Genomic DNA, 17,866 nt, shown 5'->3' with positions numbered 1-17,866 from the left:
GCTAGGCTCCAGTATCGGACGAAATTCTGAAAAATCGAGTACGGAAGCCGCTGGAGGGACGCCGGGGACAGCCGGCTTATTCCCCCGGCCGGCGGCAGCGGCCGGGGATCACTGCCCGGAACGGTGTCAACGCACTGATCCCGGTCGGGTTTCGGTTCAGCCCGGAAGACCGCCCAGGGTCTGCCACAGGCCGGGCAGTTCAGTAGGTCGGATTAGCCTGAAGGGCGTAATCCGACATCAGGCCGCGGCGCCCGTCGGGTTACGCTACGCTAACCCGACCTACGGAAGCTGTTGGCTCAGACGACGAGGCTGCGCCACAGGCCGGGCAGGTGGTGGTCCAGCAGCAGCAGGGCGAAGATGCCCATGAGATAGAGGATGGAATACCCGAAGGCGGGCATGGCCGCGGCATCGCTGCGCATCAGCCGCAGGGCGTGATACAGGAACCCGCCGCCCAGGGCCAGCGCCCCCACCAGATAGAGCATGCCGCTCATGTGGGTGGCATAGGGCAGCACGCTCACCGCCACCAGCAGCACGGTGTAGAGCAGCACCTGAACGCGGGTGAAATCCACGCCGTGGGTGACCGGCAGCATGGGGATGTTCACCCTGGCATATTCGCTGCGGCGATGAATGGCCAGGGCCCAGAAGTGCGGCGGCGTCCAGACGAACACGATCAGGAACAGCAGCAGCGCATGCGGGTCGACCTGACCGGTCACCGCGGTCCAGCCCAGCACCGGCGGCGCGGCGCCGGCGGCCCCGCCGATGACGATGTTCTGCGGCGTGGCCCGTTTCAGATACAGGGTATAGATGACGGCATAGCCGATCAGCGACAGGAAGGTCAGCACCGCGGTCAGCGGGTTGACCAGCAGCCACAGCATGGCCAGTCCGGCGCTGCCCAGGGCGAGCGCGAAGTACAGGCAGTTGCGCGGATTCATGTGGCCGGTGGGCAGGGGCCGGTTCTGGGTGCGCGCCATGCAGGCATCGACCTTGTGATCGACCAGGTGATTGAGCGCGGCGGCCGAGGCCGCGGCCATGCCGATGCCCAGGCTGCCGAAGACCAGGGCATCGAGCGGCACCAGCCCCGGCGTGGCCATGAACATCCCCACCACCGCGGTGAACACGATGAGGGCGACCACCTTGAGCTTGCACAGGCCCAGATAGTCGCGCCAGGCCGCCCCTTCGGCCTGCAGGCTTGTCAGCACGTTGACGTTTGCCACTTGTCTCTCCCCCGGTGTTGGTTGCGCCCCGCCATGCAGGCGGTGTCATTCATCCTACGTAGGATATCCGCAGCAGACGCTCCAGATCCTCGATCATCCCCGCGGGCTCGGCCTGCAGCGGGTATTCCATCATCAACTGACCCAGTGGATCGATCAGATAGACCCGGCCGGCCGCCGGGAAGGGCGTCAGTGCAGCCGCCCCCTGCTGCCGCGGCCGCGCGATCTGCATGCCCGGATAGTGCCCCCGGGCCTCGCGCGCCCAGTCGGGCGTGACCGGCTCGGCCAGCAGCAGCAGCCGTTGCACCCGTTCGATGTTCTTGCCCTGCGCCAGCCGCACCTGGCGCAGCTTGTACAGGGTGTTGTAGCAGGTCTCGTCGCAGGCACCGCGGTGCAGATAAACCAGGGTCCAGTCATCGGCCAGCCGCGCCGGGTCGAAGGCCTCGCCATCCAGACCCACCAGCCCCTGCAGTTCGACCGGCCGTACCGGCTGGATCAGGGTGCCGTGATTGGCCGAGGCCTGCGGCACCCAGTCACCGGCAAAGTTCATCACCCAGGCCACCACCAGCGGCAGGGCAAAGAACGCAAAAATCAGCACCAGGACCAGGCGGCCGCGTCGCGGTGAGGCCGCATCCGCGGGATTGTTCGCCATCGTTCCGGACTCCATCACACCACTCATTTTCTGTCTGCTCCGTCTTCAGCGGGCCGCCGTACGGCCCAGTAGAACAGAATCACCAGGGCCAGGGCCAGGGCGAACCACTGCACGGCATAGCCCACATGCCGCGCGGGACCGAACCGCTCCGGGATCGGCGCCCACTGGCGCACGAAACCGTCTGACTGCGCCGGATCGAGCAGCAGTATCAGCGGCAGCAGACGCGCATCCAGCTGCCGCGACTGCAGTTCGAAATCGATCTGCTGCAGCACCTTGGGCCACCCCGGCGCGCGGGCCTCGCCTTCGCCGAGGCTGAAGGGGTCCTCGGGCGGATAATCGATCATGCCCTCCACCGTAATGACGCCCTCGCTCTGCACCGGCAATGGCGGCAGATCGGCGCGGGTCCGGCCCTGCGGCACCCAGCCCCGGTTGACCAGCACCGCCGCATCCGTGTGGGCCAGGCGCAGCGGTGTCAGCACCTGGTAACCGGCCCGGCCCTGATGCACCCGGTTGTCCAGCAGAAACTGGTGCGCCGGATCGTAGCGCCCGCGGACCCAGGCCTGGCGGTATCGCAGTTCCGGCTCCAGCCTCACCGCGGCATCCAGCCGGACTGCGGCCTGCTGCGGTCGGTGTTCGTATTCCTCCAGCAGCGCGCGCTTCTGCTCGGCCCGGTCCAGCTGCCAGAAGCCCAACCCCACCAGCAGGACCAGCAGGACGGCGACAATCAGGCTGGGCCACAGGCCGGGACGGAAGGCGCGGCGCTCCGGCCTCACTCGCCCCGTCCGCGCGCCGGCGTGTATACTGAACCGCCCCGCCGCTGCGCTCGTGCGCCTGCGGCCTGGCTTACATCAAACCCGGCTATACAGGGCGCCTTCATTCCATGCTTCCAAAACTGTTCATCGTACTGGTGCTGCTCGTCATTCTCGGCAGCCTGGCCAGCGGCCTCGTATTTCTGATCAGGGACAGGGGCGGTTCGGACCGCACCGTCAAGGCGCTGACCTGGCGCATCGGCCTGTCCATCACCCTGTTCCTGCTGCTGATGCTGGGCTACGCCACCGGGGTGCTGCAGCCCCACGGTGTCTATCCGCAGCCACCCGCAGAGGCTGTGCAGGACCGTGCACCCGGCCCGGGGGAGCGGCCGTAAAACCGCCACGGAATCAATGAACAACACCAACTGGCTTGCCGCGCCTTGCCGTGGCCATGATCCCGATCAGCCGCCTCAGAGCCAGTAGACGAACACGAACAGCCCCAGCCATACCACGTCCACGAAGTGCCAGTACCAGGCCACCGCCTCGAAGGCGAAGTGGCGGTCGGGCGTGAAGTGTCCCTTGATGCTGCGCAGCATGATGATGGCCAGCATGATGGCACCGATGGTGACATGCATGCCGTGGAAACCCGTGAGCATGTAGAAGGTGGAACCGTACACGCCCGACTCCAGGGTCAGGTTCAGATCGGAGTAGGCATGGCCGTACTCATAGGCCTGCAGCCCGATGAAGAGAAAACCCAGGGCGACCGTGGCGAACAGCCAGCCCACCAGCGCACCGCGGTTGTTCTTCTTCAGCGCCCAGTGGGCAAAGGTCACGGTCACGCCGGAGGTCAGCAGGATCAGGGTGTTGATCGCGGGAATGCCCCAGGCACCCACGGTCTCGAAGACCCCGCCCATGGCGCCCGGGCCATTGGTGGGCCAGGCGGCGGAATATCCCTCCCAGAGCAGCGCATGGGTGCTGGCATCCTCGCCGCCCAGCCACGGCACGGACAGTATCCGGGCATAGAACAGGGCGCCGAAGAAGGCGGCGAAGAACATCACCTCGGAGAAGATGAACCAGCCCATACCCCAGCGGAAGGACTTGTCGACCTGCTCGTTGTACATGTGGGATTCGCTTTCCCGGATCACGGTGCCGAACCAGCCGAACATCATGATCAGCACGATGGCGATGCCGGCGAACATCGTGCTCAGCCCGATGTCCGAACCGTTGAGGTGCATCGCAAAGCCGACCACCAGGGTGGTCAGACCCACGGACCCCACCAGCGGCCAGTGACTGCCGTGGGGGACATAGTAGCCGCCATGTGCTTCAGTCATACCTCAATCCTCTCTGGTTTATTCAGCAATTTGTTTTTTTGTTCCGAGCATCCAGTACATGGACCCTGTCAGTTTGTCTGCGTCGACGGATGCACCGCCTCCAACCCCTTCGGCGCGGCCGCCGTACGCGCCCCGGTATCGAAAAAGGTGTAGGACAGGGTCAGTTCGTTGTGCTTGTCTGACAGTTCCGGATCCACCATGAATCGCACCGGCATCCAGCGCCCCTCGTCGGCGCCGAACCTCTGCTCGGTGAAACAGAAGCACTCGGTCTTGTGGAAGTGCTTTGCCGCCAGCCCCGGTGCGACGCTGGGCACGGCATGGGCAACCACCTCCCTGCCGCTGTTGTTGTGCGCATAGAACCTGACCGTATAGGCCTTGCCCGGCTGCACCTGCATCTTGTTCACCTCGGGCCGGAACTCCCAGGGCATGGCCTGATTGAGATTGGCGATGAACTCCACGGTAACCGTTCGATCGCTGTCGATCCGGCTTTCCTGCAACGTCTGCGCCGGCCCGTCCGCGGTCTTGCCGTTCAGCCCGGTGATATCGCAGAACACGTTGTAGAAGGGCACCATGGCGAAGCCGAAGCCGAACATGCCGACGGTCACGAACAGCATGCGGCGCAGGGTACGCCGGGTGGCCTGCTGGCGCGGGTCGTCCTGCGTGCTCATTGCGCGCTTCCCGCCGTGGTCCAGACAAAACCGACGAAGACCCCCAGCGCGATCAGCGCCAGGATCAACGCCAGACGGATGTTGCTGCGTTTCTGTTGTGGTGTCTGCTGCGACATTTACACCTCGCGGCGCGGAACCGGCGCGGACACCTCTGTCCGCGCCGGCCCTGCCTTACTTGACCTCGGGCGCCGTAGTGAAGCTGTGATAGGGCGGCGGCGAGGACAGCGTCCACTCCAGGCCCTCGGGGTTGTCCCATACCTTGTCGGTCGCCTTGGCGCCGCCGCGGATGGTACTGATCACGATATAGGCGAACAGCAGCTGGCTCAGACCGAAGGCGAAGCCGCCGAGCGAGGAGATCATGTTGAACTCGGCGAACTGGATGGAGTAGTCCGGGATGCGGCGCGGCATACCGGCCAGACCCAGGAAGTGCTGCGGGAAGAACAGCACATTGACCGAGATGGTCGACAGCCAGAAATGCCATTTGCCGAGCGTCTCGTTGTACATGTTGCCGGTCCACTTGGGCAGCCAGTAATAGGCGCCGGCCATGATGGCGAACACGGCGCCGGTCACCAGCACATAGTGGAAGTGCGCCACCACGAAGTAGGTATCGTGGTACTGGAAGTCCACCGGCGCGATGGCCAGCATCAGGCCGGAGAAACCGCCGATGGTGAACATGACCACGAAGCCCAGTGCGAACAGCATCGGCGTCTCGAAGGTCATGGAGCCACGCCACATGGTGGAGACCCAGTTGAACACCTTCACGCCCGTGGGCACGGCGATCAGCATGGTGGCATACATGAAGAACAACTCACCGGCCAGCGGCATGCCCACCGTGAACATGTGGTGCGCCCACACGATGAACGACAGGAAGGCGATGGAAGCCGTGGCGTAGACCATCGAACTGTAGCCGAACAGCGGCTTGCGGGCGAAGGTCGGGATGATCTGCGAGACGATGCCGAAGGCCGGCAGGATCATGATGTAGACCTCGGGATGCCCGAAGAACCAGAAGATGTGCTGGAACATGACCGGATCGCCACCGCCGGCCGCGGTGAAGAAGCTGGTACCGAAGTACTTGTCGGTCAGCAGCATGGTCACCGCGCCTGCCAGCACCGGCATCACCGCGATCAGCAGATAAGCGGTGATCAGCCAGGTCCAGACGAACAGCGGCATCTTCATCATGGTCATGCCGGGTGCACGCATGTTGAGGATCGTCACCACCACGTTGATCGCACCCATGATGGAGGAGATGCCCATGAGGTGGATGGCGAAGATCAGGAATGGAAACGCGTCTCCGGTCTGCAGCACCAGCGGCGGATAGATGGTCCAGCCGCCGGCCGGCGCGCCGCCCTCCATGAAGAAGGTCGACAGCAGCAGGGTGAAGGCGAAGGGCAGGATCCAGAACGACCAGTTGTTCATGCGCGGCAGCGCCATGTCGGGCGCTCCGATCATCATCGGGATCAGCCAGTTGGCCAGGCCGACGAAGGCCGGCATGACCGCGCCGAAGATCATGACCAGCGCATGCATGGTGGTCAGCGAGTTGAAGAACATGGGGTTGACGAACTGCAGCCCCGGCTCGAACAGCTCGGCGCGGATGGCCATGGCCATGGCACCGCCGATGAAGAACATCAGCAGCGAGAACAGCAGGTAGAGGGTGCCGATATCCTTGTGATTGGTGGTGAACAGCCAGCGCGACAGACCCCGGGCCGGCCCGTGATCGTCGTGTGCCTCGTGTGCGGTTGCGGTAGTCATCTGCTCTCTCCTCCTCGGAATCCGTTAGCGCGCCGCCTTGATATCGGCCGGTTGCACCACATCGCCGGTATCATTGCCCCAGGCGTTTCGCTCATAGGTAACCACTGCCGCGAGATCGGCATCGCTGAGCTGCCCCCCGAAGGCGGCCATGGCGGTGCCGGCAGAGCCGTTGAGCACGATATCGATATGGCCGGCGACCGGGCCGGTGGTGATAGCGCCGCCCTTGAGCGAGGGGAAGGCCCCGGGGAGTCCCTCGCCGTTCGCCATGTGGCAGGCCACGCAGTTGGAGGTGTAGACCTCCTCGCCCCGGGTCATCAACTCATCGCGCGTCCATTCACGCTCGGATTCAGCGGCCACGGCCACCTGGCCCTGCTTCTGCTCAGCCACCCACTGGTCATACTCGGCCTGCTCCTTGGCCACCACCACGATGGGCATGAAGCCGTGGTCCTTGCCGCACAACTCGGCGCACTGGCCGCGGTAGACGCCGGGCTCATCGATGCGGAACCACATCTCGTTGACGAAGCCGGGGATGGCGTCCTTCTTCATGCCGAGATCCGGCACCCACCAGGCGTGGATCACATCGCTGGCGGTGATCAGCAGGCGGACCTTGCTGTCCACCGGCACCACGACCGGATTGTCCACTTCCAGCAGATAGTGCTCGTTTTTGGCGGCCTTGTTGAAGATCTCGTCCCTGGGCGTGGACAGGGTACTGAAGAAGCCGATGCCCTCGTCCAGATACTCGTACTGCCACTTCCACTGATACCCGGTGACCTTGATGCTCACATCGGAGTTGCTGGTGTCCTCCATGGCGATCAGCGCCTTGGTGGCCGGGAAGGCCATGCCGACCAGGATCAGGAAGGGGATGATGGTCCAGAGGATCTCGATGGTCGTGCTTTCATGGAACTGGGCCGCGACCGCGCCTTTGCTCTTGCGGTGCTTGATGATGGAATAGAACATCACCCCGAACACCACCACGCCGATGGCGACGCAGATCCACAGAATCAGCATGTGCAGGCTGTAGGCCTCGTTGGCGATCGGGCTCACACCGACAGGCAGATTCAACCCCCATTCCGCCGTCGCGCTGCCGGCGGCCGCCATCAGGCCAGCCCCGGCAAGCAGCCGACGCCCCCTCAGTTTCATACTCGCTGACATGCCCCTTCTCTCCTTTGGTCCAGATGCATTGTTTCTTGTGTGATTCTGATTCTCAGCACTCAGGCCGGTGCCGGACCTGGATGGATCCAGTCGCGCAGATCCGTCGCCAGCCGATCGCGTTCCTGATCGTTCAGACAGTGCCCGACCTCCTGGGCCTGACCGTGACTGCGGATCAGCAGCCGGCTGGGGTACCCGGGCCGGGCGGCGCGCGCCAACTCCACCCGGGCCCAGCCGCGGGGAAAGCGGATGATCTCCCGGCAACAGCGACGGCCGCGCTCGATGGCGACCGTATCCCCCTCGATCCGGATCACCTCGCGCTCGCTCGTCCGCAATGCCCCGAGATACAGCCCGGCGGCCAGCATCAGCATCTCCAGGCCGGCGAAGGGCAGAACCAGCCACAGCCCCTGACTCCAGAAGCCCAGGGCTATACTCATCGAGACCAGGAAGATGCCGCAGAAGACGAGTACCGACCCCCGCCACGTCAATGAACAGTTGGGCCGGATCAGGACATAACACTCCGCCAGATTGGCGTCACACTGCGCTGCTACCACCTCGCCCTCTTGGAATGCAGCCTGCTTTATATAATGTATTAGTTGCATCCGCCTGTGTTTTGACGCACAGACTGTGTTATTTCACCTGTTCCGGATGCTACCCGATGCACCTGCACGGCGCAAGCAAACTCGCTCCAACAGCGTTATAAAACTTTGCGATAACAGGCTATTGTAAAACCTATACACAAACTATTATAAATTTATAATATTAGCTCTTCGCTAATATTGCGGCGCCCGGATGAAACATCTGGCTGTTCTTTCCGCATACGATAAAGGGAGTTTATTGCGCATCACGTCGCCCCGTCGACATACCTAACAGTATCTGTAAGGCAGACTGACATAACTCGCATTGGACCGCCGCGTTGAGGCAAGGCTCGACGGGTGCGATCGATTACAGGGAGGAAGGATTCAGGTGCTCGGCCGCTGCCCGCGGATCGACGGTTTCGGCGTAATGCGGCAGGCATCCCAGGCAGGGCGCACCGAGTCGCGCCGCCAGCGTGGCGAGATTCGCCTCGGGCTGGTCCATGCCCGGATCGATCCGGTTCGCGATCCAGCCCAGCAGCGGAAGCGCGTCGGCCCCGATCGCCTGGGCGGTCAGCAGGGCATGATTGATGCAGCCCAGGCGCAGCCCCACCACCAGTATGACCCCGGCCTGCAGCTGCCGCGCCAGATCGGCGACCTCTTCCGCGTCGGTCAGCGGCACACGCCAGCCGCCCACCCCCTCGACCACCAGTACGTCGCACTGGGCGGCCAGCTCCCGGGCCGTGGCAATGATGTCCGGCAGCGGGATCCGCACCCCGGTCCGGGCAGCGGCGATGTGCGGTGCGATGGCGGGTGCAAAGGCACAGGGATTGACCCGGTCGTAGGACAGCAGCGTGGACGCCGCCGACTGCAGCGCCAGCGCATCGCTGTTGCGCAGACCGTCCGGCGTCATCTCGCAGCCGGAGGCGACCGGCTTCATTGCCAGCACCTGCCGACCCCGGGCACGCAGGGCATGAATCAACGCGGTGCCGGCAAAGGTCTTGCCGCAGCCGGTATCGGTGCCGGTGACGAAAAGTATCCGACCCATCCGGTCTCAGCGCCCCTTCAGCATATCGAGCGGCACCCGCACCTCGTCACCGCTGCGCTGCTGCCGCACCCCGGTCGGCGCCCAGGCATGACCGTAGATGACCTCGTAGCTCAGCGGCAGAACGCCGTCGCGACGGCGCGACTCATACGCCTGTTCGAAGGCTCGCCAGCGCGCCCGGCCGGTGAGGCTGCGCACCCGCCCCCGGGTGACATTGTGCGCACCCAGTTCCTTGATCTCCCGCACCAGCGTGGGCAGTTCGCGGTAGGTCAGGGTCAGCATTTCCATGTCCATCACCGGCTCGGCCAGCCCGGCCCGTACCAGCGCATCACCGATGTCATGCAGATCAATGAAACGATTGGTATGCGAATGCCCGTCGACCTCGGCCCAACTCTCGCGCAGTTCGCGCAGGGTGTCGGGGCCGAAGGTGGTGAAGAACAGCGCTCCGCCGGGACGCAGCACCCGGCGGAACTCGGCGAAGGTCTGTTCCAGGCTGTTGCACCACTGCAGGGTGAGATTGGAGACCAGCAGATCCACCGAGGCATCGGCCAGGGGCAGCTGCTCGGCGTCGGCGCAGACCAGCCGCGGCCGCCGCCACCAGCCGGCGCTGCGGCGGGTATGCGCCAGCATGGCCTCGGCCAGGTCCAGTGCCACCACCCGGCTGCCGCGGTAACGCTTGAGCAGCCCGCGGGTGATCTGCCCGGTGCCGGCGCCGAGATCCAACGCCCACTGCGGTTCCAGCCGGATCAGTTCCAGCCGCTCGAGCAACCGCTCGCCGACCTCGCGCTGCAGGACCGCGACGCCGTCATAACTGTCCGCCGCCCGGTTGAAGGCGATGCGGACCTGGCGCTTGTCCAGTTGTTGCTGCGGTTTATCCATCAAATCGGTTTCTGTACACAACCTTCGTAGGTCGGGTCAGCCCACAGGGCGTAACCCGACGTTGCCGCCGTCTGTGTCGGGTTACGCTGCGCTAACCCGACCTACGGAGTTGTGGTGTCTCGTCCATCATTCAATGCGTATCTGTCGCGCGAATCCCGGAATCCCTGTGCGCATCATTTCGCCAGCCGCCCTAACCATTGATTGAATATTTTTGGATGCGACAGGAACGGCGCATGGCCGGCGCCCTCGATCCGCGTCACCGACTCCGCCCCGGTCAGGCCGGCCAGGCCGTCCGCCGTCGCTGCCGGCACCAGCGCATCCGCCGTCCCCAGCAGCCAGTGCACCGGCACACAACAGCCGGAGGTCGTCGGGCGTGCGTCCGTGTGCGCCAGCAGTTCGAGCCCCTGCACCAGAGCGTCGGTCGCCGGCGGGAACTCGCCCGCCGTCCGGCGCAGGCTGCGCAGGACCTCGCGCTGGCCGTCCCCCTGGGCAACCAGCGCGAGAAACCGTTTCCAGGTCGCGCCGGGGTCACCGCGCACGCCGGCGACAAACGCCTCGAACACCTCCGGCGCCATCCCCGGCCAGTCCGGACGCTGCACGAAACAGGGGTTGCAGCCCACCATGCCCAGCCGGACAAACCAGGCCGGGCGCAGTGCACAGAGTTGCAGCGCCAGCAGCCCGCCCAGCGACCAGCCGACCCAGCACGCCGGCGGCTCCAGTACCGCCTCCAGCTCCGGGATCAGCGCATCGGCGTCCAGCTGCGTCGCATCGCGACTGCGGCCATGCCCGGGCAGATCCGCCCGGATCACCCTGAAGCGCTCACGCAGGGAACCGACCAGGCCATCCCACACCTCCAGCCGCAGCCCCCAGCCGTGCAGCAGCACCAGATCCGGCCCGACGCCCTCGATCTCCAGATGCATCGCCTAACGTCTCATTACCGAGCCGAGCGCCTCCAGCAGCCGGTCCACATCGGCCTGGGTGTGCGCGGCGGAGAAACTGATCCGCAATCGCGCCTCACCCTCCGGCACGGTCGGCGGACGGATGGCCGGCACCAGGATGCCGGCGGCCTCCAGCGCCTCGCTCATCCGGGTCGCGGCGCGGGTCTCACCGATCAACAGCGGCTGAATCGGCGTGGACGATTCCATCAGCACCAGATCCAGCTCGGCCGCGCCGGCGCGGAACCGCGCAACCAGGCTCTGCAGATGTTCACGACGCCAATTCTCGTCACGGCACAGCTGCAGCGCGGCCCGGGTCGCTTCGGCCACGGCCGCCGGCGGCGCGGTGGTGTAGACATAGCTGCGCGCCTGCTGGATCAGGGTCTCGATCAGCGCCTCGCTGCCGGCGACAAAGGCCCCGAAGGTGCCCAGCGCCTTGCCCAGCGTGCCCATCAGCATGATGTCAGCGTCGGGTGTCAGTCCGGCCTGCGCCAGGGTGCCGCGCCCCTGCGGACCGAGCACCCCCAGGCCGTGGGCATCGTCGAGCAACAACCCGGCCGCGTGCTCCGCGGCCAGCGCGGCCAGCGCCTCGACCGGCGCGCAGTCGCCGTCCATGCTGAAGACGCCGTCGCTGGCGATCAGCCGCCCCCCCGCCGGGGCCATGGCCAGGCGCCGCTGCAGATCCTGCATGTCGAGATGGGCATAGCGCACCAGCCGGGCACCGCTGATGCGTGCCCCGTCGAGCAGGGAGGCATGATTGAGCCGGTCCTGGAACAGCCGGCCGGCCCGTCCGGGCAGCGCGGCCATTACCCCGAGGTTGGCCATGTAGCCGGTGGAGAACAGCAGGGCGCGCGGCGCACCGACGAAGTCGGCCAGTTCTTCTTCCAGGGCATGATGGGCCGCGGTGTGTCCGGCCAGCAGATGGGCCGCGCCGCTGCCGGCGCCCCAGCGCTGCGCCCCGGTCTGCAGGGCCGCGACCACCTGCGGATGCGCCGCCAGGCCGAGATAGTCGTTGCTGCAGAAACTCAGGCAGTCGCGGCCGTCAATGCGGCGTTCGGGCCGTTGCGGGGATTCGGCGAGGCGGCGGCTGCGGTAGAGACCGTCGCGGCGGCGCTGCTCCAGGGCGGTGCGCAGGTCCTTCACCGGGATGGCCCGGCTCAGACCGGGCGCAGGCCCAGCCGCTCGAACAGGCGCCGGTCGTGGTCGGCGTCCGGGTTGCCGGTGGTCAGCAGCTTCTCGCCGTAGAAGATGGAATTGGCGCCGGCCAGGAAGCACAGCGCCTGCAGTTCGTCGCTCATGGCCTCGCGGCCGGCGGAAAGGCGCACATGCGACTGCGGCATCAGGATGCGGGCCACGGCAATATTGCGGACGAAATCGAAGGGATCCAGGTCCTCGACCTCGCTCAGCGGCGTGCCTTCGACCTTGACCAGCAGGTTGATGGGCACACTCTCGGGGTGGCGCGGCAGATTCGCCAGTTCCTGCAGCAGACCGGCCTGATCGGCCCGGTCCTCGCCCATGCCGACGATGCCGCCGGCGCAGACGTGGATGCCGGCGTCGCGGACGTGGCCCAGGGTCTCCAGCCGATCCTGATAGGTGCGGGTGGAGATGATCTCGCCATAGAACTCCGGCGAGGTGTCGAGATTGTGATTGTAGTAGTCGAGCCCGGCCTCTTTCAGACGCTCCGTCTGGGCCTCGGTCAGCATGCCCAGGGTCACGCAGGTCTCCAGCCCTTCGGCCTTGACCGCCCGGATCATGTCCAGCACCGGCTCCAGATCCTTGTCGCGCGGCCGCCGCCAGGCCGCGCCCATGCAGAACCGGCTGGCGCCTCTGGCGCGGGCGGCACGGGCGGCCTCGACCACCTGCTCCAACGGCAGCAGCCGCTCGACCTCGAGTTCGGTCTTGTAATGGGCGCTCTGGGGACAGTAGGCGCAATCCTCCGGACAGGCGCCGGTCTTGATGGACAGCAGGGTACTGACCTGCACCTCGCCGGGGTCGAAGTGCGCACGATGGACCTGCTGGGCCTCGAAGATCAGGTCATTGAAGGGGCGGGCAAACAGGGCCAGCACCTCGTCCCGGCGCCAGTCGTGGCGCAGACCATCGCCGGCGGCCACCTCGAACGCCGGCTGGCCGCTCATTCCTGCGGCTCCGCCAGGATCTCCATGTCCTCCCAGGACTCGCGGCGGATGCGGGCCAGGTCGCGCAGGGTCAGCGGCAGCAGGATGGCGGCGCCGACGGCCCAGGCGATGAGGTAGTAGTTCAGATTGACCGGCAGGAACATGGCCACGGCGACGAAGAAGCCGGTCACACCGTAGAACCGGTAGGCGGCCTGCTGGGTGTAGTGGCCGACCTTCTCGTTCGGGTGATGCCGGTTCATGCAGTAGACGAACATGGACGCCCCCAGCCAGAAGATCATCAGCGGGAAGGGCGCCAGCAGGGAAATGATGTTGCCGTAATTGAACGCGGCCGCGCTGAAGCGCGCGCTGCGGGCCGTCACCAGGTGAGTGGCAGTGGTCGCGGTCTCGGACATGGGACTGGATTCCGGTATACTGAATTGATCGAAGGGCCCGGAATCATCGCCTTTCCCACCCCGATTGTCAACCGGCAGGGACGCCATATGGTTAACAACTGGTGGAATTTCATACAATTCCGACTATTCCCCCCGACCTGCATCCTGTGTCATCGACCCGGGGCCGGCGAGCTTGACCTGTGTGCCGGCTGCCGGGCGGAGCTGCCGCGGCCCGGGCCGGCCTGCCGCCGCTGCGCCGAGCCGCTGGCCAGCGATGCCGGATGGGTGTGCGGGCGCTGCCAACGTCGGCCGCCGGCCTTCGACCGTACGCTCACTCTGTTCCGCTACGCCTCCCCGGTCGACCGCCTGATCCTGGATCTCAAACACCACCGCCGCCTGGCCAATGCCCGGCTGCTGGGCCAGTTGCTGCATCTGGCCGCCACGGACTGGCCCGCCTGCGACCTGCTTGTGCCCGTCCCCCTGCATCCGCGCCGCCAGTGGCGGCGCGGTTTCAATCAGTCGCTGGAAATCGCCCGCTTCGCCGCCCACGGCCTGAAACTGCCGCTCGACAGCCGACGCTGCCGGCGGCTGCGCTGCACCGACACCCAGGCCGAACTCTCCGCCCGGGCACGGCGGGCCAACGTGCGCGGCGCCTTCCGGGCGGAGGGAGACTGGCGCGGTCGGCGGGTGGCGATCATCGACGATGTCATGACCACCGGCGCCACGGCGGACGCCCTGGCCCGTGCGCTCAAGGCACGGGGCGCGTTGGAGGTGCAGGTGTGGGTGTGCGCGCGGGCGTGAGGGTCAGCGGTCGTCCCAGGCCACCAGGTCCCGGTAGCCGTGCCACATGGCCAGGCCCAGCCAGGGGAAGACCACCACCAGGGCAATGAAGGCGGTCAGGGCCGAGAGCGCGAACAGGCCCGTGATCAGGGCGGCCCACAGCAGCAGCGGCCGGGGATTGTCCCGGAACGCCTTGAAACTGATGGCGATGGCATCGACCAGCGAGCAGTGCCGGTCGAGCAGCACCGGCAGGGTCACCAGGCTGAGCGAGAACACCGCCAGCGCCAGCACTGCCCCGGCCACCAGCAGGCCGGCCAGGGACACGATGCCGGCGGCACTGGACAGGAACGCCAGCAGCATCTGGTCGACACTGCCCAGCACCCCGGCACTGCCGACGTTCAGCACCCCGAGCCACAGCCAGATGTAGCTGGCCCAGACATTGAACAGCACGATCAACAGGCCCGCGAACAGCCACAGCGGCCAGCCCAGGCGCATCAACGCATCCAGGCCGGCGGCGTGGCCGAGCGCCTCACCGGTATCCAGCCGCCGGGCCAGTTCATTGACCCCCACCGACAGCACCGGCGCGATGAGCAGAAAGCCCGTGACCAGGGAAAAACTCAGCCAGGGTTGGGACCAGGTCAGCCACACCGAGACCAACCCGACCAGGGCCACGACCAGCCCGTCGATCAGCGCCACCGGGGCACGGCGCAGATCCTGCCATCCCTGCGCCAGCCAGTGGAGGGGTCGGCGCATATCGATGCGGTTGATCGGCGGGGTATCGCTGTCCAGGGTCTCCTTCGGCTGAATTTCCCGGATGTCCTCGGGGTAGAGACGATTGAGCAGTCCGGCCATGCCTGCCTCCTTCGCCCGTCCGGGCGTTCAGAATCCTCTGCCGTTCCCGTGTTATCTAGTTCGTCGGGGGCCGTATTTCAAGCCGGGAAATTCAGGGGATTCTTCGGCAGGCAATCACCCGATTACACGCAGCTCGATCGGCACGACGACGACCCGCTCAGGAAAACCCGGGCGTCGGCGGCTGCTCAGGTCTGGTCGGTGGGGTCAGCGCCCTGCTGCTGCAGCGCCCGCCGCGCCCGCCGCCGGCGGTCACGGGCGGCATGCCGACGGCGCTGCCAGACCTCGGCCCCGCCCAGGGTGGCGAGATAGCCCAGCACCGCGGCGGGTATGGCCACCATCAGACTGCCCAGCGCGGTGCAGGACAGGTCGATCATGGCCTCGCCCAGCCAGTCGGTATGACTGATGACCCGTTCCAGCCAGGCGCCGAAGGCGTATTCGCCCAATTCGTGAAAGGCCAGGTACAGCGGGGTCATGGTCAGCGGGTTGCTGACCCAGGAGACCAGGAAGGCAGCGGGGAAGTTGCCGCCCACCAGCAGACAGCCGCCGAGCATGAGCAGAGTCTGGAACCCGACCGTGGGCGTTAACCCGACCAGCAGCCCCACTGCGACCCCGCGCGCCACCTGCTCGCGGCGAAAGGTCAGACAGCCCGAGCGGATGACCCAGTCGCGCAGCCGGTGGTTCTCGCCCCACAGCGGGTGCCGGCGGCTGACCGAAGGGCGATGACGGAGCAGGAAGCGACGCATCAGCCCCCTGCCAGCGGAAAGGGATGGGATTTCGGATCGAAGCGGTTGCGCATGTGGTCGGCCATCTGGAAGAAGGTGGCGACCAACTGGTCGCGAAAGCCCGGCTCCAGTCCCAGGCTGTCGATGGCGCGGGTCATGCACAGCATCCACTGGTCGCGCTCGGCTTCGCCGATGGGAAACGGCAGGTGGCGGGCGCGCAGGCGCGGATGCCCGTATTTCTCGATGTACAGCGGCGGTCCGCCCAGCCAGCCGGACAGGAACAGGTACAGCTTCTCGCGTGCCTCAGCGAGATCCGGCGCATGCAGATCGCGGATGCCGCGCGCCTCGGGCAGGCGGTCCATCTCGTCGTAGAACCGCTCGACCAGTGCCCGCACGCCGGCGTCGCCGCCGAGGCGTTCATAGGCGGTGGGGTTGTTTCCCGTCATATCAACTCCCTGTCACACAGCATCGAAATGAACCCCAAGGCGCCCTGGCGGTTCCGGCGACATCACCCGGCGAAGGACCGGTTCAGGTAATCCAGCACCAGCCCGGCGAACACTGCTCCCCCGAACCAGTTGTTGTTGAGGAAGGCACGGAAGCAGCCCTCACGCTCGCGGCCGCGGATCAGATACTGCTGGTACAGGGCCAGCGCCGCGGCCACCGCCAGGCCGAGATAATAATACAGCCCCAGCTGGGCCATGCTGCCGACCAGCCCCAGGCCCAGCAGCACCAGCAGCTGCAGCATGGCGATGATCAGCCGGTCGGCCTCGCCGAACAGAATGGCGGTGGATTTCACCCCGATCTTCAGGTCATCGTCGCGGTCGACCATGGCGTACTGGGTATCGTAGGCCGTGGCCCAGAGGATGTTGACCAGAAACAGCAGCCAGGCCAGCCGCGGCAGTTCGCCGGTCTGGGCGGCGAAGGCCATGGGGATGCCCCAGCCGAAGGCCGCGCCCAGCACCAGCTGCGGCAGATGGGTGAAACGCTTGGTGAAGGGATAGATCGCCGCCAGCGCCGCCCCCACGAAGGCCAGCTTGATGGTGAGCGGATTCATCAGCAGCACCAGGGCAAAGGCGATCAGGCACAGCACCGCGAACAACGCCAGCGCCTCGCGCGGGCTGACCTTGCCGCTGGCGATGGGCCGCTCCCGGGTGCGTTTCACATGCGGGTCGAACTCCCGGTCGGCATAGTCGTTGATGACACAGCCGGCCGAGCGCATCAGCACCACACCGGCAACGAATACGGCCAGCACCAGCGGGTCGGGGAATCCCTCCGCGGCCAGCCACAGCGCCCACAGGGTCGGCCACAGCAGCAGCAGGGTGCCGATGGGCCGGTGCAGGCGGGCGAGCAGGTAGTACTGGTACAGGCGGTCGAGCATAAACACTGATTCCAGCCGCAGGGTTGCATGGGCCAGTAGGATGGGTGGAGGCGCCCTGCGCCGCAACCCATCGCCCGGACAGTACCGATGGGTTGCACCAGGTTTCACCCAACCTACGCCCGGTGTTGAAGGTTGAGAAAAATCTCGCTGACCAGCAGCGGCTTGCGCCCCAGCCAGAATACCGAACGCCGGCCCCAGATGGCATCCCTGTCCGGGCCGGCATCGCCCAGGGCATGGGCATGCAGGGCGGTACCGGGCTCGATGCGGGCGATCTCGACCTCGTCGCGCTGCATGCGCGGATCGGCGAACAGGACGGCACCCAGCGGCCGTTCGCCCAGGTGCGCCAGCCGCCGCCCCCGGCCGTGCAGACTGGCACGCGGGATCACTGTGCGCGCGAATACCCAGGGGCGATCGTCACACAACAGATGCACCTCGCGGATCAGGGCCCGCTGGCGCCGGCGCAGGCCCAGCGCCCGGCACTCGTCCAGGCTCGGCCGGGCCCAGCCCTGCCAGTCCAGCCGTACCCGGAAGCGGCCGGGACAACATGCCTGCAGCCGCCGGGTCAGGGAGGAGGTGTCCAGCAGCCAGTCGCGCAACACCGGATCGAGTTGCGCGCGCCGCCAGCGACGGCCGGCGTGCCAGGGATTTTCCCAATGATTGTGCAGACGCGGGTGGGACAAGATCT

General features: G+C 66.3%; 21 protein-coding genes. 2 read left to right on the top strand and 19 right to left on the bottom strand.

All coding sequences use genetic code 11. The features are described 5' to 3' along the window. Positions 1-296: 296 nt before the first annotated feature. Genes cyoE through COW1_RS13520 form a run of 3 tightly spaced genes read right to left on the bottom strand, consistent with a single transcriptional unit; the run spans position 297 to position 2,636 of the window. Positions 297-1,214 (bottom strand): heme o synthase, encoded by a 918-nt coding sequence (gene cyoE / locus COW1_RS13530; RefSeq protein WP_172844221.1) that lies wholly within the window; start codon positions 1,212-1,214, stop codon positions 297-299. A 49-nt stretch (positions 1,215-1,263) separates the two neighbouring features. After that, complete coding sequence (locus COW1_RS13525; RefSeq protein WP_201344493.1) at positions 1,264-1,863, bottom strand: hypothetical protein; 600 nt, start codon at positions 1,861-1,863, stop codon at positions 1,264-1,266. Between the two features lie 23 nt (positions 1,864-1,886). After that, entirely contained in the window at positions 1,887-2,636 is a 750-nt protein-coding gene (locus tag COW1_RS13520) for an SURF1 family protein (protein ID WP_201344492.1), read from the bottom strand. Between the two features lie 107 nt (positions 2,637-2,743). Between COW1_RS13520 and COW1_RS13515 the strand changes: the two genes are divergently transcribed. Further along, positions 2,744-3,007 (top strand): twin transmembrane helix small protein, encoded by a 264-nt coding sequence (locus tag COW1_RS13515; protein ID WP_201344491.1) that lies wholly within the window; start codon positions 2,744-2,746, stop codon positions 3,005-3,007. A 75-nt stretch (positions 3,008-3,082) separates the two neighbouring features. Here COW1_RS13515 and COW1_RS13510 read toward each other — a convergent pair whose 3' ends face one another. The 11 genes from COW1_RS13510 to COW1_RS13460 all read right to left on the bottom strand — a co-directional run bounded on the left by COW1_RS13510 (position 3,083) and on the right by COW1_RS13460 (position 13,470). Further along, complete coding sequence (locus COW1_RS13510; RefSeq protein ID WP_096363551.1) at positions 3,083-3,943, bottom strand: cytochrome c oxidase subunit 3; 861 nt, start codon at positions 3,941-3,943, stop codon at positions 3,083-3,085. A gap of 68 nt (positions 3,944-4,011) precedes the next feature. After that, positions 4,012-4,611 (bottom strand): cytochrome c oxidase assembly protein, encoded by a 600-nt coding sequence (locus COW1_RS13505; protein ID WP_096363553.1) that lies wholly within the window; start codon positions 4,609-4,611, stop codon positions 4,012-4,014. Positions 4,612-4,782: 171 nt separating this feature from the next. Next, entirely contained in the window at positions 4,783-6,360 is a 1,578-nt protein-coding gene (gene ctaD / locus COW1_RS13500) for a cytochrome c oxidase subunit I (protein WP_096363555.1), read from the bottom strand. Positions 6,361-6,384: 24 nt separating this feature from the next. After that, positions 6,385-7,500: a cytochrome c oxidase subunit II gene (gene coxB, locus COW1_RS13495; protein WP_201346110.1), complete on the bottom strand. Its 1,116-nt coding sequence runs from the start codon at positions 7,498-7,500 to the stop codon at positions 6,385-6,387. A 71-nt stretch (positions 7,501-7,571) separates the two neighbouring features. Next, the gene (locus tag COW1_RS13490; protein WP_242466439.1) at positions 7,572-8,111 is read right to left on the bottom strand and encodes a DUF2244 domain-containing protein; all 540 of its coding nucleotides are present in this window, start codon (positions 8,109-8,111) and stop codon (positions 7,572-7,574) included. Positions 8,112-8,454: 343 nt separating this feature from the next. Further along, on the bottom strand, positions 8,455-9,132 hold the full coding sequence (gene bioD, locus COW1_RS13485; protein ID WP_201344489.1) for a dethiobiotin synthase: 678 nt from the start codon (positions 9,130-9,132) through the stop codon (positions 8,455-8,457). Positions 9,133-9,138: 6 nt separating this feature from the next. Next, a complete protein-coding gene (gene bioC / locus COW1_RS13480) occupies positions 9,139-10,008 on the bottom strand; it encodes a malonyl-ACP O-methyltransferase BioC (RefSeq protein ID WP_201344488.1) in 870 nt (289 codons plus the stop codon). 173 nt (positions 10,009-10,181) lie between these two features. Next, the gene (locus COW1_RS13475) at positions 10,182-10,928 is read right to left on the bottom strand and encodes an alpha/beta fold hydrolase (protein ID WP_201344487.1); all 747 of its coding nucleotides are present in this window, start codon (positions 10,926-10,928) and stop codon (positions 10,182-10,184) included. A gap of 3 nt (positions 10,929-10,931) precedes the next feature. After that, a complete protein-coding gene (gene bioF / locus COW1_RS13470; protein WP_201344486.1) occupies positions 10,932-12,086 on the bottom strand; it encodes an 8-amino-7-oxononanoate synthase in 1,155 nt (384 codons plus the stop codon). Positions 12,087-12,100: 14 nt separating this feature from the next. Then, on the bottom strand, positions 12,101-13,078 hold the full coding sequence (gene bioB / locus COW1_RS13465) for a biotin synthase BioB (protein WP_096363567.1): 978 nt from the start codon (positions 13,076-13,078) through the stop codon (positions 12,101-12,103). Continuing rightward, entirely contained in the window at positions 13,075-13,470 is a 396-nt protein-coding gene (locus COW1_RS13460) for a hypothetical protein (RefSeq protein ID WP_096363569.1), read from the bottom strand. The genes bioB and COW1_RS13460 overlap by 4 nt, the downstream gene beginning before the upstream one ends. An 87-nt stretch (positions 13,471-13,557) precedes the next feature. On the opposite strand from COW1_RS13460, the gene COW1_RS13455 reads away from it, so the two are divergent. Continuing rightward, positions 13,558-14,250, top strand: coding sequence for a ComF family protein (locus COW1_RS13455; RefSeq protein ID WP_096367418.1), 693 nt, complete (start codon positions 13,558-13,560; stop codon positions 14,248-14,250). 3 nt (positions 14,251-14,253) lie between these two features. On the opposite strand, the gene COW1_RS13450 is transcribed toward COW1_RS13455, so the two are convergent. The 5 genes from COW1_RS13450 to COW1_RS13430 all read right to left on the bottom strand — a co-directional run bounded on the left by COW1_RS13450 (position 14,254) and on the right by COW1_RS13430 (position 17,861). After that, positions 14,254-15,081 carry a DUF2189 domain-containing protein gene (locus COW1_RS13450; RefSeq protein ID WP_201344485.1) on the bottom strand — a complete coding sequence of 276 codons (828 nt, stop codon included), beginning with the start codon at positions 15,079-15,081 and terminating at the stop codon, positions 14,254-14,256. Between the two features lie 185 nt (positions 15,082-15,266). Further along, positions 15,267-15,824 (bottom strand): DUF2062 domain-containing protein, encoded by a 558-nt coding sequence (locus COW1_RS13445; protein WP_201344484.1) that lies wholly within the window; start codon positions 15,822-15,824, stop codon positions 15,267-15,269. Further along, entirely contained in the window at positions 15,824-16,249 is a 426-nt protein-coding gene (locus COW1_RS13440) for a group II truncated hemoglobin (protein ID WP_096363575.1), read from the bottom strand. Before COW1_RS13440 ends, COW1_RS13445 begins: the two co-directional genes overlap by 1 nt. 62 nt (positions 16,250-16,311) lie before the next feature. Continuing rightward, positions 16,312-17,181 (bottom strand): 4-hydroxybenzoate octaprenyltransferase, encoded by an 870-nt coding sequence (gene ubiA / locus COW1_RS13435; RefSeq protein ID WP_096363577.1) that lies wholly within the window; start codon positions 17,179-17,181, stop codon positions 16,312-16,314. Between the two features lie 113 nt (positions 17,182-17,294). Further along, positions 17,295-17,861 carry a chorismate lyase gene (locus COW1_RS13430; RefSeq protein WP_157745187.1) on the bottom strand — a complete coding sequence of 189 codons (567 nt, stop codon included), beginning with the start codon at positions 17,859-17,861 and terminating at the stop codon, positions 17,295-17,297. Positions 17,862-17,866: the final 5 nt, after the last annotated feature.

The sequence above is a fragment of the Thiohalobacter sp. COW1 genome, from assembly GCF_016629505.1.
Taxonomy (GTDB): Bacteria; Pseudomonadota; Gammaproteobacteria; order Thiohalobacterales; family Thiohalobacteraceae; genus Thiohalobacter; species Thiohalobacter thiocyanaticus_A.
Note: the sequence above shows the minus strand (reverse complement) of the source record. Positions and strands in the feature narration are given on the sequence as shown.